The organism is Paracoccus benzoatiresistens, from assembly GCF_026913015.1.
In the GTDB taxonomy this organism is placed as follows: Bacteria; Pseudomonadota; Alphaproteobacteria; order Rhodobacterales; family Rhodobacteraceae; genus Paracoccus; species Paracoccus benzoatiresistens.
In genome coordinates this window covers 1-15668 of record NZ_JAPTYD010000025.1, presented here as the reverse complement: position 1 = coordinate 15668, position 15668 = coordinate 1, and the positions used below count along the sequence as shown (strand labels likewise).

12 protein-coding genes are annotated in these 15668 nt (G+C 64.4%); 1 reads left to right on the top strand and 11 read right to left on the bottom strand.

Annotated elements, in window-relative coordinates; translation table 11 throughout:
* Nucleotides 1–11: 11 nt before the first annotated feature.
* The 11 genes from OU682_RS14975 to OU682_RS14925 all read right to left on the bottom strand — a co-directional run bounded on the left by OU682_RS14975 (nt 12) and on the right by OU682_RS14925 (nt 14870).
* The gene (locus OU682_RS14975; protein ID WP_268942974.1) at nt 12–284 is read right to left on the bottom strand and encodes a helix-turn-helix domain-containing protein; all 273 of its coding nucleotides are present in this window, start codon (nt 282–284) and stop codon (nt 12–14) included.
* Nucleotides 285–493: 209 nt separating this feature from the next.
* Nucleotides 494–1876 (bottom strand): ISNCY family transposase, encoded by a 1383-nt coding sequence (locus OU682_RS14970; protein ID WP_268942972.1) that lies wholly within the window; start codon nt 1874–1876, stop codon nt 494–496.
* A gap of 255 nt (nt 1877–2131) precedes the next feature.
* Nucleotides 2132–2494, bottom strand: a complete 363-nt coding sequence (locus OU682_RS14965; RefSeq protein WP_371832255.1) for a DoxX family protein — start codon at nt 2492–2494, stop codon at nt 2132–2134.
* A 402-nt stretch (nt 2495–2896) separates the two neighbouring features.
* Entirely contained in the window at nt 2897–4864 is a 1968-nt protein-coding gene (locus OU682_RS14960) for a potassium transporter Kup (RefSeq protein ID WP_268942970.1), read from the bottom strand.
* Nucleotides 4865–5036: 172 nt separating this feature from the next.
* Nucleotides 5037–5735 carry a response regulator gene (locus OU682_RS14955; protein WP_268942969.1) on the bottom strand — a complete coding sequence of 233 codons (699 nt, stop codon included), beginning with the start codon at nt 5733–5735 and terminating at the stop codon, nt 5037–5039.
* Nucleotides 5728–8445: a DUF4118 domain-containing protein gene (locus OU682_RS14950; RefSeq protein WP_268942968.1), complete on the bottom strand. Its 2718-nt coding sequence runs from the start codon at nt 8443–8445 to the stop codon at nt 5728–5730. The genes OU682_RS14955 and OU682_RS14950 overlap by 8 nt, the downstream gene beginning before the upstream one ends.
* A 10-nt stretch (nt 8446–8455) precedes the next feature.
* Nucleotides 8456–9010, bottom strand: a complete 555-nt coding sequence (kdpC, locus tag OU682_RS14945) for a potassium-transporting ATPase subunit KdpC (RefSeq protein WP_268942967.1) — start codon at nt 9008–9010, stop codon at nt 8456–8458.
* A 9-nt stretch (nt 9011–9019) separates the two neighbouring features.
* Entirely contained in the window at nt 9020–11062 is a 2043-nt protein-coding gene (kdpB, locus tag OU682_RS14940) for a potassium-transporting ATPase subunit KdpB (RefSeq protein ID WP_268942966.1), read from the bottom strand.
* 8 nt (nt 11063–11070) lie between these two features.
* Complete coding sequence (kdpA, locus tag OU682_RS14935) at nt 11071–12756, bottom strand: potassium-transporting ATPase subunit KdpA (protein WP_268942965.1); 1686 nt, start codon at nt 12754–12756, stop codon at nt 11071–11073.
* A 1-nt stretch (nt 12757) separates the two neighbouring features.
* On the bottom strand, nt 12758–12847 hold the full coding sequence (locus tag OU682_RS14930; protein ID WP_268941061.1) for a potassium-transporting ATPase subunit F: 90 nt from the start codon (nt 12845–12847) through the stop codon (nt 12758–12760).
* Nucleotides 12848–13658: 811 nt separating this feature from the next.
* Nucleotides 13659–14870, bottom strand: a complete 1212-nt coding sequence (locus OU682_RS14925; protein WP_268942964.1) for an alpha/beta fold hydrolase — start codon at nt 14868–14870, stop codon at nt 13659–13661.
* 373 nt (nt 14871–15243) lie between these two features.
* Between OU682_RS14925 and OU682_RS14920 the strand changes: the two genes are divergently transcribed.
* Nucleotides 15244–15668: transposase (locus OU682_RS14920; protein WP_442952611.1), on the top strand; the 425-nt coding region annotated here is incomplete at its 3' end.

Genomic DNA, 15668 nt, shown 5'->3' with positions numbered 1-15668 from the left:
CGGTGGCGAAATTAGGTGTAGATGTGGTCAGACGGACACGCGAGGCAAGGCGCATTCATGTTGCCAGTAACCAGCCCCATCGGCACTTCGTCGTCATGCCAGACGTTGCCCCGGATCTCCGGATGGATGGTGGAGCGATGTTGGCCGAGTTCGACGGCGATCTGCGCCACGCTGATCTTGCGCTGAAGCATGGGCGCAACAATGCGACGCTCAGGAAGGGTCAGGTGAGATGCCAAAACACGGTTCCGCGGACTGCAAAAAGCCAGCAAATCGTGGTTTGTCACATTTTGAAATGAAACACACCTGCGAGTGCCGCTGTTGTCACCAAGTTAAAATGTCGCCTCCTGGACCATTTAGAAATGTCGCATGGGGCTTGGACCGATAAGCCGGCCCCGGCCCGCTCTCCAGCACAAGGGCCGTAGGGACGGGGCCGGCGGCAGCGCGCTGTTTGCAGGTTTCGGCTATCGTGGCTGAGGGCTATTCGAGCCCATCGTCATTGTGCAGGTGGTTGCAGGAGCTGCGCAGCCTGCGCTTCTGCCGCGCGTCGTTCGGCGCGTTTGTCGAGCCAGCTCGTTCGACCACGACCGCTCTTGCCGGTCGGCGTGTAGTAGTCTCGCTGCTTGCCCACAGGGCCGACCTGCGGCGGGTTGGTCTGCTGCTGGACCATGATGTAGGACAGCACCTCGGCCAGCCGCTTGTTCTCGGTGATGCTGGCGTGGGTCACCCGCTGCTGGCTGGGGTCAAACACCCTGTAGGGCAGTAACATGCCCTTCCAGCGGATCTCGAGCGGCCGATCCGCATGGGCGTATGTCTCGACATACTGACCGATGGCGCTGCGGGCGTGCGCGCTGTCATTCAGAATGAACTTCCTGCGCTCGTAATGGACCACCAGGTTGCCGCTGAGCCGGCGCTGATCGCGGATGCAGAGGATCTCGCGGAGCCGCGATGCCGGCACATTCAGCGGCCGGTGCAGATCATCAGACCCGGCAGGAAGACAGGCAAAGCGCTCGTTGTGGCGCGCCATGAAGCCCGGCAGAAAGGCATTGCCCGCCACCATGTCGCTGATGCCGGCCAGCCGCAGTTCCTTGACCAAGCGGTCCTGCAGGGTGCGGTTGGCGCGCTCCACGCGACCCTTGGCCTGGGAGGAATTGGCACACAGGATCTCGATGTTCAGTTCCGCTAGGGCGCGGCCGAACTGCGTCATGGCATGCCCATTGCGAACCTCGGGACGGTTGATGCGAAAGATGCTGTGCTTGTCGGAGTAGAACGCGACCGGGCGGCCGTAATCCCTCAGATAGTCTTCCACGACCATGAAATAGGCTTCGGTGGTCTCCGAGGGGACGAAGCGCATCTGCATCAGCTTGCCGGTGGCATCATCGATGAACACCAGCAGCGTGCAGACGGGGCCGCGATCTTCAAACCAGCGATGATCCGAGCCGTCGATCTGGATCAACTCGCCAAAAGCCTGCCGGCGCAGCCGGGGCTGGTGAAGGCGGTGCCGCTGTGCACGGCTGTGCCAAAGCCCGGCCGTCATCATCCATTGCCGCAGGCTCTCGGACGAGATGCGGATGCCATGCCGCTCGGCCAGCTTCTCGGCCGCCAGGGTCGGACCGAAGTCGGGATAATCGCTGCGGATCAGGGACAGGATGTAATCGCGCTTGAGAGCGCTGATGCGGTTGTTCGAGGGTCGGCCGCGCAGCTTGTGGCGCACCGCCATGGCGCCTTCGTCCCGGATCTTGCCGAGCAAGCGTTGCACCTGCCGCTGACTGAGGCCAAGCAGACTGGCAGCTGTCGCTGACCGCAAGCTGCCGTCCAGAACCTGCGCCAAAACCTCGATCCGCTGAAGCTCGCGTTCGCTCATCAGGAGAAGTCCCATGCCAATGCCCTTGTGTCACATCCTGCGCGCAAGGCTCCGGCAGCAGGGCAAGGGCGACAAATCAACTTTGCCAGTTCGCGACAATTCTACTCTGCGCTTACAGCCGCCCCGACACCTAACGGGTTTTATGGATCCTTTGCTGCAGTCGAAGATCCTTCTTCATCATCCTTGACCCCGGGCAGCAAGGCTCCATGCACAGACGCCGCGGTCTGCTCAGACCTACTTTGGTCTAAAGGCACTCCTGAAGATCATGGCTTACCTGCCTCGGCTTGCATCTAGGCTTAGGGGCCCTGGACCAGCAAAGACGAGGTAAAGGAACACAAAGCAATACAGGATAGCCGCATCGCCTCCGTTGTTGACAGGCCAGAAGCTTTGGGAGGCATGCCCGAGAAAGTAGGCAAAAGCCATGGTCCCCGACGCCAGAAACGCTGCCGGTCTGGTGAAGAGCCCCAGGGTGATCAGCGCGCCTGTGACCAACTCGACGACACCCGCATAAGCGCCCAGTTGAGCGAAAGACCATCCAGACCCGGCATAGTCCCCTCCAGGAAAGCCAAGGAACTTCTGAGTGCCGTGAGCGAGAAACAGCAAGCCCGACATGATCCGCAACACGCTTAGCATCGTCGGGGCGTAACCTCCCAAGCCGTCACGCTCCCCTAGCACTTTCCTCGGATAAGAAGACATAGCGCACCTTCTCTATTCGACCACTTGTTCGAACAAAATTCTACTCCGAGGGTCCTGGAAACGCCTAGATGAATGTTTCAGTCTCATCGACAGTATGGCGGACTGGCTTTTCAAGTTGAAGCTGGCAGCGTCTGCTCTGACAATGACTTGCTTCCGCGACGAACAGGCGGGCCACCTAGGCAACCGAAACTCCCAGATCCGTCGTTCGAAGGCAGATCTACCGCTTCACTGGGCCGCCCAAAGCCGCTTTCGTCCGAAGGGCTATGATCGCGCCAGAGTGTCCACCATCGTTAGCGGACACCATCTCTCATACTGAGTTGTTTGGTTGCAGTCGTCTTGTCAGATCTGCAGTTGCTGGCCCAGCACGATCACCCGGCTGCTTGGCAGGTGGTAGAAGTCGGTCGCGTTGGCGGCGGATTTCGAAAGCGAGAGAAAAAGCGTTTCCTGCCATGTCGGCAAGCCTTTGCCCTTCGATCGCCGGAAGAAGCGCTGCGTCAGGAAGAAGGAGGTTGCCATGATTTCAAACTTGATGCCCTTTTTCTTTGCAAGAGCAAGAGCCCGGGGCAGGTTTGTCTCCTCCATATAGCCAAAGCACATGTCGACCCGTGTAAAGCGGTCCGAGATCGGCATGACAGTGACCCGATCTGTGTCGGGCACATAGGGTCGAGTGGCCATGGTCACGCAAACGATGATGTTGTGCTCGTGCAGGACCTGGTTGTGCTTGATGTTGTGCAGAAGCGCTGCCGGCGCGATGTCGGGTTCAGCCGTCAGGAAGACTGCCGTTCCGCTCACGTTCAACAACCGCTCAGATTTGCTCAGCATCTCGATCAGCGCCTCGATCGAGGTGGCGCCCCGCCGGGCTTGGTCCTGAACTTGGCGGGTCCCGCGCACCCAGGTCCACATGAGCAGGATCATCACGGCCGCCATCAGGATGGGCACCCATCCCCCGTGCGGGATCTTGATGGCGTTTGACCCTAGGAACAGCAGTTCCAGCAGCAGGAGCGGCAGGACCACCACCGCCACCAAGGGCAGCGGCCAGCGCCAGACCTTGAGGAACACGACGGACGCGAGGCACGTGGTGATGACCATGTCCCCGGTCACCGCAATCCCGTAAGCGGCGGCAAGGTTCGAGGATGAGCCAAAGACGAGAACAAGGATGAAGACCCCGACCGCGAGGATGGCATTGACCCGTGGCAGGTAAATCTGGCCCTCCTGATCCTCCGAGGTGTGGAGGATTTCGAGCCTGGGCAGAAGGCCGGTGCGGACCGCCTGCTTCATCATTGAGAAGGCTCCCGAGATTACCGCCTGGCTGGCGATGACCGTAGCCATGGTGGCCAGGATGACCAAAGGCAGCAGTGCCCAGTTTGGTGCCATGAGGAAGAAGGGGTTTGCTGCCCTGTCGGGATGGGCGAGGACCATGGCCCCTTGCCCAAGATAGCTCAAGGTCAGCGCGGGCCACACCAATCCGACCCAGGCGAGACGGATGGGGCGTCTGCCGAAATGCCCCATGTCGGCATAAAGCGCCTCACCTCCGGTCACGGCCAGAAAGACCGAGCCCAGCACGATAAGGGAGGCAAAGCCGTGGGTGACGACGAACCCTGCCGCGTAGGTCGGGCTCAAGGCACGCAAGATCGACCAGTCGTCTCCGATGTGCAGCAGTCCCATGACTGCCATGGTGAGAAACCACGCGATCATGACCGGCCCGAAAAAGACGGAGACGGCGCCGGTGCCCCACCGCTGCACCAGGAAGAGCCCCGCGATGATGACCAGCGTCAGCGGCACAACATAGGGTCCGAAGGCTGGCGTCACGAGGCTGAGGCCTTCGACGGCAGAAAGCACCGACATGGCCGGCGTGATGATGGCGTCGCCGAAGAAAAGGGAAATGCCAATCATGCCGAGAGCCAGAAGCCATATCGGACGGCTACCCAGGGCCTGCTGGACAAGGGTCACCAGGCTGAGCGTGCCCCCTTCGCCGCGATTGTCCGCGCGCATGATCAGCAGCACGTATTTGAAGCTCACGATGAAGATCAGCGTCCAGATCAGAAGCGAGATCACCCCGATCACGTCGTCGGGCGTGAGCCCGTCATGCGAAGCGGCGTGCAGGGACTCGCGCATGGCGTAGATCGGCGATGTGCCGATGTCGCCGTAAACGACACCGATGGCCCCCAGGGTCAAGCCGGCCAGACTGCCTGTGGCATGCTGTCCGGGCGTCGGCAGGTCCGATAGGTGAGCGGCAGCCGCTGCGAGCTCGGGTGCTGACTGTCTCTCCAGCACGGTACTCTCGTCATCGCCGGGATTGGTATTCATTGCTAGCGGCCTCTTTGGAGTGAGCCTGGGCCTATTCTACATTCTCTGACATTCCGTCAATTGACCCCGGATTCCAAGGTGGGATTGCGCTGCTCCCTCGCGTCTGACCACACCCTCCAGGGGTTCGTTCATGAGGCTGACCGGCTCCGCTGCCACAAGCATCCGAGTGGTTTCACTCGGCAGAGGCAAAGCGGTAGCCTATGCCGGGCTCGGTGAAGATCATCCGCGGGGCCGCCGCGTCATCGCCCAGTTTTTCGCGCAGATGCCCCACGGCAATGCGCAGGTAGTGACTGTCGCCCAGATGCGCCGGTCCCCAGATGGTCTGCAGCAATTCCCGATGCGTCAGCAGCCGCCCCGCGTTGCGCGCCAGCAGTGCCAGCACGTCGAATTCCTTGCGAGTCAGGCGCACGGGCAGGCCGGCCATCGTCACCGTCCGGGCAGCCAGGTCGATGCCGAGATCGCCATTGGTCACGACAAGCGGGGACCCTCCGGCGCTCCGGCGGCGGACAAGGGCGCGCAGGCGGGCAAGCAGCTCGGCCGGGGCGAAGGGCTTGGTGACGTAATCGTCGGCACCCGCGTCAAGCGCCGCAACGATGTCCGCTTCGGCCGAACGGACCGAGACAACCACGATCGGCACGTCGGACCATTCGCGGATGGCGGCGATCACGGCCTTGCCGTCCATGTCGGGAAGACCGAGATCCAGCACCACCGCCGACGGCGCCCCGGTCGCGGCGCGCTCGATCCCCTCGCGGCCGCGCGCGGCCTCGTCCATGACGTGGCCCGCGCCTTCCAGCACGATCCGCAGGAAGCGACGGATCGGGGCCTCGTCCTCGATCACCAACAGGCGGAGCGGCGAAGGTGCGTCAGGCATCGGTGTCCTCGGGTGCTGCGGCGGGCAGGATCATGCGGATCGCCGCGCCGCGCCCTTCCGGCGGATCAATGGCGGCGACGCTGCCTTCGTTGGCCTCGACCATGCCCTTGACGATGGCAAGGCCAAGCCCGGTGCCCGCGGGTTGCCCGTCGCCCTGCACGGCGCGGTGAAAGATGTCGAACACCTGACCGCGTTCCGCGTCGGGGATGCCCGGACCTTCGTCGCTGACGATCAGCGCGACGCCACCCGCGACCGTCTGGGCCGCGATGCGGATGGTGCTGCCCTCGGGCGCGTATTTCGTCGCGTTCTCAAGCAGGTTGGCAAGCGCCTGGCCCATCAGCACCGGGTCGGCCAGGACGGGGGGCGTGCCCGGCGCAACCGCGACCTCGACGCGGAAGGGGGCAAGGACGCGGGCCAGATCGGCACGCGCCCGGCCGATCAGCTCGGCCACCGCGACCGTGTCGCGTCGGGGCACAAGCGCGCCATGTCCAAGCCGGGTCATGCCAAGCAGGTTGCCGACAAAGCGGTCAAGCCGGCGCGCCTCGTCCAGGGCCTCGGCCACCAGGTCGCGGTTCTGCGCGGGTGTCAGGCCGCCCTCGGCGACGGCCGACAGCGCCCCGATCACGGTGACCAAGGGCGTGCGCAGGTCATGGCTGACGCTGTTCAGCAAGGCCGCGCGCAGCTTCTCGGTCTCGGACACCAGCCTTGCGCGTTCAAGGTCGCTTTCGACGGCGATGCGTTCGACCGCCACCGCGATCTGGTCCTCGACCGCGGCCAGCAGGCGGCGGGTTTCGGGGTCGAGCCGCCGGGCGGGATCCAGAAAGCGCAGCCCGATCGAACCCATCGGCGCCCCTTGGGTCGCCAGCGGAAGAAACATCCAGTCCGCCGCGGGCAGCGTGTCGGTGTCCCGCCCGGCAGGCTGGTTCTTCTGATAGGCCCACAGCGCCGCGGCCTGCGAATGGGGATCAAGATCTTCCTCGATCGCCGGAAAGCCCTGCACCTGGTCAAGCACGCCGTCCATCCTGGGCATCAGGATCAGCGAATGGCATTCCAGCGTATGCGCGATATGGGCGGCCGCCGCCCACAGCACATCATCCGTCGTCGTCGCCGAGGCGATCCTGCGGGCAAAGTCGTAAAGGGTTTCGGTCCGCACCTGGGTCGCGCGCATGAACTCGACTTGCCGCTTGAGCCGGCCTGCCAGGCTGCCGGTGAACAGGGCCGAAACGGTGAAGACCAGCAGCGCCACGACCGACTCATCGGCCGCCACCCGCAGCGAGAAGAAGGGCTCGGTGAAGAAGTAGTTGTAGGCCAGGAAGCCGAGGATACTGGCCGCGATCGCCCCGGCGGTCCCCAGCCGCATCGCCACGGCCAGCACGCCGACCAGATAGACGACAGCCAGCGAGGCAACTGGCAGGATGTGCCACAAGGGCCAGGCGATCAGCGTGGCCCCTGCGGTGGCCACGGCCGATTCCGCAAGAACGCGGAACCAGGCGCGGTCGTGCGCCTGCCGTTGTGGCGGGCGGGCGGGGGCCGCGCCGGGGGTTGCGGGGCGATCGGTGGCGGGGTCCAGGACGGTGACCTCGAACCCCTTGGCGGCGGCCAGCAGTTGCTGGGTCAGCGGCGGATGGACAAGGGCCGCCAGACGGGCCAGCCAGCCGCCCGGCGCGCTGCGGCCCAGGATCAGCCGCGTCACGTTCAGCTGCCGCGCGGCATCCAGAAAGGCACCGGCCACGTCGCCCTCGGCCCGCAGGGTGCGGGTGGCGGCGCCCAGCCGTTCGGCCAGTTGCAAGGCGTCGGTCATGGCCCCCGCCGCCGAAGGGCCCCGCGCCTCGACCGCCGGTGTCACGACCGTGGCCACCACCCAGGGAATGCGGGCACGGTCGGTCATGCGGCGGCCGGCGCGCACCAGCCCCTTGGCGGTCGCGGGGTCGTCCAGGCAGACCATCAGCCGGTCCTGCGATGCCGCCCGCCCGCTGCCCCGGTTCAGGGCCAGCATCTCGGCATCCACGCGGCTGGCCGCCGTGCGCAGCGCCAGTTCGCGCAAGGCCGTCAGGTTGGCCCTGGAAAAGAAGTTGCCAAGCGCCCTGCCCGCCTCGGCGGGCATGTAGACCTTGCCCTCGCGCATCCGCTGGATCAGGTCCTTGGGCGGCAGGTCGATCAGCTTGATCTCGTCAGCCATCTGCAGCACCATGTCGGGCACGGTTTCCTGCACGCGGACGCCGGTGATGCGGGCCACCAGGTCGTTCAGGCTTTCGATGTGCTGGATGTTCAACGTCGAGTAGACATCGATGCCGGCTGCCAGGACTTCCTCGACATCCTGCCAGCGTTTCGGATGGCGGGCGCCGGGCACGTTGGTATGGGCAAGCTCGTCGATCAGCGCAAGCTGCGGGCGGCGCGCAAGCAGCGCGTCAAGGTCCATCTCGGTCAGCTGGCGGTCGCGGTAGGTGATGACGCGGCGGGGGATCTGGTCGAGCTGCGCCAGAAGCGCCGCGGTTTCCTGCCGGCCATGGGTCTCGGCCAGCGCCACCACGACATCGGTCCCGGCCCTGGCACGGGCGGCAGCCTCCTCCAGCATGGCATAGGTCTTGCCGACGCCGGGCGAGGCGCCAAGAAAGATCTTCAGCCGTCCGCGCCCTGCCGCCGCGCTTCCGGCCTCGGCATGGGCCTCGGCCAGGAACTGTTCGGGATCGGGGCGCGCGTCGTCGGTCATGGGCGCCGTTCTAGCCTTCCTGCGCGTCAAGCGCGAGGTTCGCGGCAAGGACGTTCACGATCGGCTCGCCCAGAAGGCCGAAGGCTGGCCCGGTCGTCGCCCCGCGGATCGCGTCCTCGACGGCTGCCGGGGGGACGCCCCTGGCCGCGGCGATGCGATCCACCTGCCGCAGGGCCGCGTCCAGCGTAATATGCGGATCAAGCCCCGAGGCCGAGGCGGTCGCCATCTCGGATGGAACCGGCCCCGGACCTTGCGCTGCGGCGCGTTCCCGGACCTGCGCCAGCAGCGCGGCCGAGGACGGCCCCAGGTTCGAGCCGGTGGACGAGCCCGCGTTATAAGCCGGATCGGTCGCCGAAGGCCGCGAGTGCAGGTATTCGGGACGGGTGAAGGCCTGGCCGATCAGGACCGATCCGACGATGGCGCCGTCCCGCTCGACCAGAGAGCCGCCGGCCTGCCGCGGCATCGTCACTTGGGCGATCCCCGTCATTGCCAGCGGATAGCCAAGCCCCAGCAGGACCGTGAAGGCACCAAGCATCACCAGTGCCGGTCGGAGTTGCGAAATCATGATCTTTCCTCATGCCAGATGGGCCAGATCGACAAGGATGTCGATCAGCTTGATGCCGACGAACGGGGCGATCAGGCCGCCCAGACCGTAGACGACAAGGTTGCGCGACAGCAGCGCCCCCGCCGAGGAGGGGCGGTAGCTGACGCCCTTCAGGGCCAGGGGGATCAGCGCCACGATCACCAGGGCGTTGAAGATGATGGCCGACAGGATGGCCGATTGCGGCGTGCCAAGCCCCATCACATCCAGCACGGCCAGCCCCGGATAGGCCGCGACGAACAGCGCGGGCAGGATGGCAAAATACTTGGCCACGTCATTGGCGATGCTGAACGTGGTCAGGGCGCCGCGGCTGATCAGCATCTGCTTGCCGACCATCACGATCTCGATCAGCTTGGTCGGGTCGCTGTCCAGGTCGACCAGGTTGCCGGCCTCCTTGGCCGCGGGCGTGCCCGAGTTCATCGCCACCCCTACGTCTGCCTGGGCAAGCGCCGGGGCGTCGTTCGATCCATCGCCGCACATCGCGACCAACCGCCCCTGCGCCTGTTCCGCGCGGATATAGTCAAGCTTCCGCTCGGGCGTGGCTTCGGCCAGGAAATCGTCCACCCCGGCCTCGGCCGCGATGGCGGCGGCGGTGAGGGGATTGTCCCCGGTGATCATCACCGTGCGGATGCCCATGCGGCGCAATTCGGCGAAGCGTTCGCGGATGCCGGGCTTGACGATGTCCTTCAGATGGATCGCCCCCAGCATCCGTCCGCCCCGCGACACCAGGAGGGGCGTGCCACCGCCCATGGCAATGCGGCGGACGATCGGTTCGGCTGCGGTGGCGTCCCCTTGCGGAAAGGCACGGGTCATGGCGTCCGCCGCACCCTTGCGGACCGAGGTGCCGTCCGCCAGATCGACGCCCGACATCCGCGTTTGGGCCGTGAAAGCCACGAACTCGGCGCCTTGTCTACGCCCTTCTTCGGCAAAGCCGTGCTGCTGGACCGCCAAGGCGACAGTCGACTTGCCCTCAGGGGTGTCGTCGGCAAGCGAGGCCAGCCAAGCGGCCTCGGCCACCTCGCGCTCGCTCACGCCCGGCACCGGCACGAATTCGTCGGCCATGCGGTTGCCGAAGGTGATGGTGCCGGTCTTGTCCAGCAGCAGGACGTCGATGTCGCCTGCCGCTTCCACCGCGCGGCCGGACTTGGCGATGACGTTGGCCTTGACCAACCGGTCCATGCCGGCAATGCCGATGGCCGACAGCAGCCCCCCAATGGTGGTCGGGATCAGCGTCACGAACAGCGCCGCCAGATAGACAACCGGGATTTCCGTGCCCGACGACCATCCCGCGAACACCGGCAGCGTCGCCACGACCAGCAGGAAGACCAGCGACAGCCCGGCCAGCAGGATGTTCAGCGCAATCTCGTTGGGAGTCTTGGCGCGCTTGGCCCCTTCGACCAGGGCGATCATGCGGTCCAGGAACGTGTCGCCGGGCCTGGCAGTGACGCGGACCACCAACCAGTCGCTGACCAGCCTGGTGCCGCCCGTCACCGACGACCTGTCGCCGCCCGACTCCCGGATCACCGGCGCGGACTCGCCCGTGATGGCGCTTTCGTCGACCGAGGCCAGGCCATCGATCACCTCACCATCAGTGGGCACGATGTCGCCCGCCTCGACAAGAAGCGTGTCGCCGACCTCAAGCAGGTCGACATCCTGCCATTCGAACAAATCGCGGCGCGCCGGATCCAGCAGCGCCTTGGCCTGGGCCTGGGTGCGGGTCGCCCTAAAGGCATCGGCCCGGGCCTTACCTCGGCCTTCGGCGACGGCCTCGGCGAAGTTGGCAAACAGCACGGTGGCCCAAAGCCACAGCGCAATCTGCAGCGACAGCCCGCTGCCCGCCTGACCCCATTGGAGCGCAACCAGCACGGATGTCACCGCCGCCACGAGGGCCGTGGCGAAGATGACCGGATTGCGGGCCAGGCTGCGCGGATCAAGCTTGGCGAAGGCCGCATGGGCAGCCGGGCGGAGGATCTCGGGCGCGAGAAGGCCGATCTCGGATCGTGGATGTTTTGACATGATGGTCCTCAGAAAGCCTGGCCGTCCGCGACCGAGACATGCTCGGCAATCGGACCCAGAGCCAGGACGGGAAGGAAGGTCAGCGCGCCGACGATGAGGATCGTCACCACCAGCAGCACGGTGAAGGCCCGGCCGTGCGTGGGGAAGGTGCCCGCCGTCTCAGGGGCACGGGCCTTGGCGGCAAGGCTGCCGGCAATGGCAAGGACAGGAATGACGTATCCCCAGCGGCCCAGCATCATCGCTATGCCGATCATGGTGTTGTGCCAGGTGGTGTTGGCGCCGAAGCCCGCAAAGGCCGAGCCGTTGTTTGCCGTTCCCGAGGTGTAGGCATAGACCAGTTCGGTCAGCCCGTGCGGCCCTTGATCCTGGACCGAGCCGGCCGCGTTGCCCGTCAGGATGGATGCCGATGCCAGGACCAGCACGCCCAGCGGCATGACCAGCAGCGTCAGCGCGGCCAGCTTCATCTCCCTGGCTTCGATCTTCTTGCCCAGCCATTCGGGGGTGCGCCCCACCATCAGGCCGGCCAGGAACACCGTCAGCACGACATACAGCACCATGCCATAGAAGCCCGCCCCGACGCCGCCATAGATGATCTCGCCCAGCAGCATGTTGAGCAGCGGGATCATGCCGCCAAGCGCGGAGAAGCTGTCGTGCATGGCGTTGACCGCGCCGCAGGAGGCCACGGTGGTCGCCACGGCAAACAGCACGGTCTGCGCCAGGCCGAAACGGGTTTCCTTGCCTTCCATGCTGGTGCCAGGTTCGACCAGGCTCGCATGCAGAGGATTGCCCGCCGCTTCGGCAAGATAGGCCCAGAGCAGCACCGCCACGAACAGCGCGCTCATGGCCGCGAAGATCGCCCAGCCTTGACGGCGGTCGCCAACCATGCGCCCGAAGAAGAAGGGGAAGGCCGCCGGGATCACCAGGATCGCATAGATCTGGATCAGGTTCGCCAGGGCCGTCGGGTTCTCGTAGGGATGGGCGGCATTGACGTTGAAAAAGCCGCCGCCGTTGGTGCCCAGCATCTTGATCGCCACCTGGGACGCCACCGGGCCTTGCGCAATGACCTGCTGGCCACCCTCCAGCGTCGTGGCGGTCATGTTCGCAGCCAAGGTCTGCGGGACCCCCTGCCAGACCATCAGCAATGCAATGATGATGGCACCTGGCAGCAACAGGTAGAGGACCGTCCGCGTCAGATCGACCCAGAAGTTGCCGATGTCCGCGGCAGAACGCGCGGCAAGCCCGCGTACGACTGCGACAGCGACCGCGATCCCGGTTCCAGCCGACAGAAAGTTCTGCACCGTGAGCCCTGCCATCTGGCTGAAATGGCTGAGGGTGGTTTCCCCGCCATAGCTTTGCCAGTTGGTGTTGGTCACGAAGCTGATGGCGGTGTTGAAGGCCTGGCTGGACTCCATCGCACCGAAGCCCTGCGGATTGAAGGGCAGGATGCCCTGCAGGCGCAGAATAAGGTAAAGAAGCACAAAGCCTGCGGCGTTGAACACCAGCACCGCAGTCGCGTAGGCCGTCCACCGCTGCCCCACCGGCGATATGCCCGCCGCGCGGTAAAGGGCGTGTTCGACCGGTGCAAGAAAGCTGACCCGCCCGGTGAATACTCGGGCCATCCAGGGGCCAAGAATTGCCCCCATAAGAGTCAGTCCCGCCAGGAACAGCGCGAAAAACGTCAGATCGCCAGCCATTTCAGAACCTTTCCGGCGCCAGAAGCGCGATCAGGAAATAGACCAGCAGCACAACCGCAAGGCCGCCGCCCAGCACGAGTTCGATTGTCATCATGCCCTCACAGCCGATCGCCGCCGCGCACGGAAAGGCCAGCCAGCAGAAACGCCGCAAGCCCACCCAGAATGAAAAGAATGTCGGACAGCATTCATGCCCCCTTTGCTCAGATGGCACGAGAATGGGGGTCCAAGGCGTAAAGCGGCGATATGGAAACCCGACGGAGGCGTAACGCAGACGTAAAATCCAGCCGAGTTGACCCTGAAGGTTATGCCGGCAACTCAGGACGGGAACTGATCTAATCGTGGGCGATGACCACCTTCGGCCGGCAAGCACCAAGCAGAAAATCAAATGGGCACGCAACGGGATTAGTACGGGGCTCCACAACCGCTGTTGTCACCAAGTTAAAATGTCGCTTCGCTGAAGCTCGCGTTCGCTCATCAGGAGAAGTCCGATGCCGATACCCTTGTGTCACATCCTGGGCGCAAGGCTCCGGCAGCAGGGCAAGGGCGACAAATCAACTTTGCCAGTTCGCGACAATTCTACTCTGCGCCTACAAGCCCCTCCAGCTATATTGGGTGTTCTGGAAGCCTAGGAAAAGATCGCCTCGCGGTCGGTCTCGACCATCCGCACGGTGATGCTCACGGCCACGAGGGATCGACAAGAACCACGCATCTTTTTTGCCGAGGCCGCTAGACAGCCCCTGTCTCGTATTTTCCCCCGAGGCACAGGCCGCTTGTCTGGCGGTCTTGGGCTGCTACGGCAGTCCTTCCATATTGCGGGGGGGGGCGTCTACAGCACCACATCCACGCGCCCTGCTCCCTGATCGGCGGGGCCCGGAAGCCCCGCCGTGTCGTTCAAACGATCCTTACAGCAGGAAGTTGTCGGCGGTCAGGTCTTGGGTGCCTTCGATCACACCCTTCGCCTCATAGCCGGTATCATCGTCCGTGTTCAGGTAGACGTAAGTGTCACCATCAGCATGGCGCAGCCGGATCTCGGCTCCGTCCTGCGTGAAGGCGTCGGAGCCGACAAAGCCCAAGAGATCGAAGTCCTGGTCACCCTGTTCGACGGACTGGGCGTCGATGTCGCGGAAGTCGAACACATCGCCATCCTCATAGTCACTGATCACCGCACCGTCCCATTCATCGACCGAGTTGAAGTCATGGGTCGTGCCGCCCGAGTGAGGCTGGGATGTCGGAGTGTCGTTCGGATCCGGCTGCGATTGGGACTGTGACCCGGAGCTGCTGCCCTGGCCTGCCCAGCCGTCGAACGCTTCCTGCCATTTTTGTGCGTTGAAGAGCTGGCGGGCCGAATGCGACACACCGTCGGCAACGACGAGCTCCCAGTTGAACTCCCAGCCGTTCTCCTCTGCGAGGTCTTTTGCTTCCTCGTAGACAAACTCTCCACGCTCCAGGCGGGTGTCTCCCTGGCGCATCGCAGCCGAGCCCGTGGCAAGGTCCGCGGCATCAGGATCGTTGTCCTCGGAGCCCAGGTAGATCGTAACCGGATCCGCGAGGTAGTCCCTCAGCGCCGCCTCTGCCTCGGAGTCGGTGCCAAAGCCATCGAAGCCGTAGCCGACTTCCTCGTCCAGGCTCGCGCGCACGTGGGTCGAGGGATTGGCGACGATGATCTTGTCGAACATCTCATCCGGGCCGTAGGCCGCAAGCCGGCTCATGAACTGGCCGCCACCAGAGTGACCAAAGGCGATCGTCTCGATCCCGGACGGGTTGCCGACCTTGGCATGCGCCCACTCGGCGATGTCATCCGCAAGCGAGATCGTCCATTCATCTTCGGGCAGCAGGTTGCCGCGGCTATCGGTGAGACCGCCACGCTGGTAATCTGCGCTGGAAAAGTTCGCCTCGTCGAAAAGCGGCGAGACAACATAAAGCCCGTAGTCATCCGCCATGTCGATGGCAGCATCGCGAGCCCCTTCGGCGTTCCGGCTCGCACCATGGAGGTCCAGCAGAATACCCTTGATTTCGCCATCGGGACGGTAGGTGTAGGTTTTCAGGGTCGCGTCGCCGTACTCGACGGTCAGAGTTTGCTTGCCCTGAGGAGCAGCCGGCAAATTCAATGCCATTGTGAAAGTCTTCCCTCGTTCTATGCATCGTATCAACGGGACGCGCTCACACTGTCCGTTGAAGAGGTCGCAACCTCGAGGGGCTTCAAAGTTCAATCAGAAGGAGAGTCAATCGGCGGTAAGGCGGCAGTTCCGGATCGGCAAAACTGTTACAGATATCGGGCAAATACCCGCCGTGCTCTGGCTCGCAGATTGGCAATTATTCACCTACAGGCTGTCGAAGGCTTTCGATAATTGCTACGAAGAGTTATCAGCAACGGCTTCAGCGCGCGTCGACCGGGCTATGGCTGAAAATGGGTGATGGGGCCTGAGAAGGCGGCGTATCGTGGCGGGTGTCGAAGCCTGCCAGAACCTCCCGAAGGAGCGATACGCCATGAATGACGATACCACGATCACCCCGCTTCACCAGCCTGGTTCGATCCTTGACCCGCTGACCGAGATTGCCCGTGAGGGCGCACGCCAGATGCTGGCCGCCGCGCTGAAGGCCGAGGCTGCAAACTTTGTCGCCCAATTCAACGATGATCTTCTGCCCGATGGCCGTCAGCGCCTCGTCCATCACGGGACCGGGCCGGAGCGGATGATCCAGACCGGGATCGGGCCGCTCGCCGTGAAGCGACACAAGGTCCGTGACCGCGCCGAGGTGCCGACTGACAGGAAGATCCGCTTTACCTCGAACATTCTGCCTCGCTGGGCCCGACGCTCGAGGAGCCTCGATGCGCTTCTGCCGGTGCTTTACCTGCGCGGCGTTTCGACCGGAGACTTTCAGGAAGCGCTGATGGCGCTGCTGGGACCGGACGC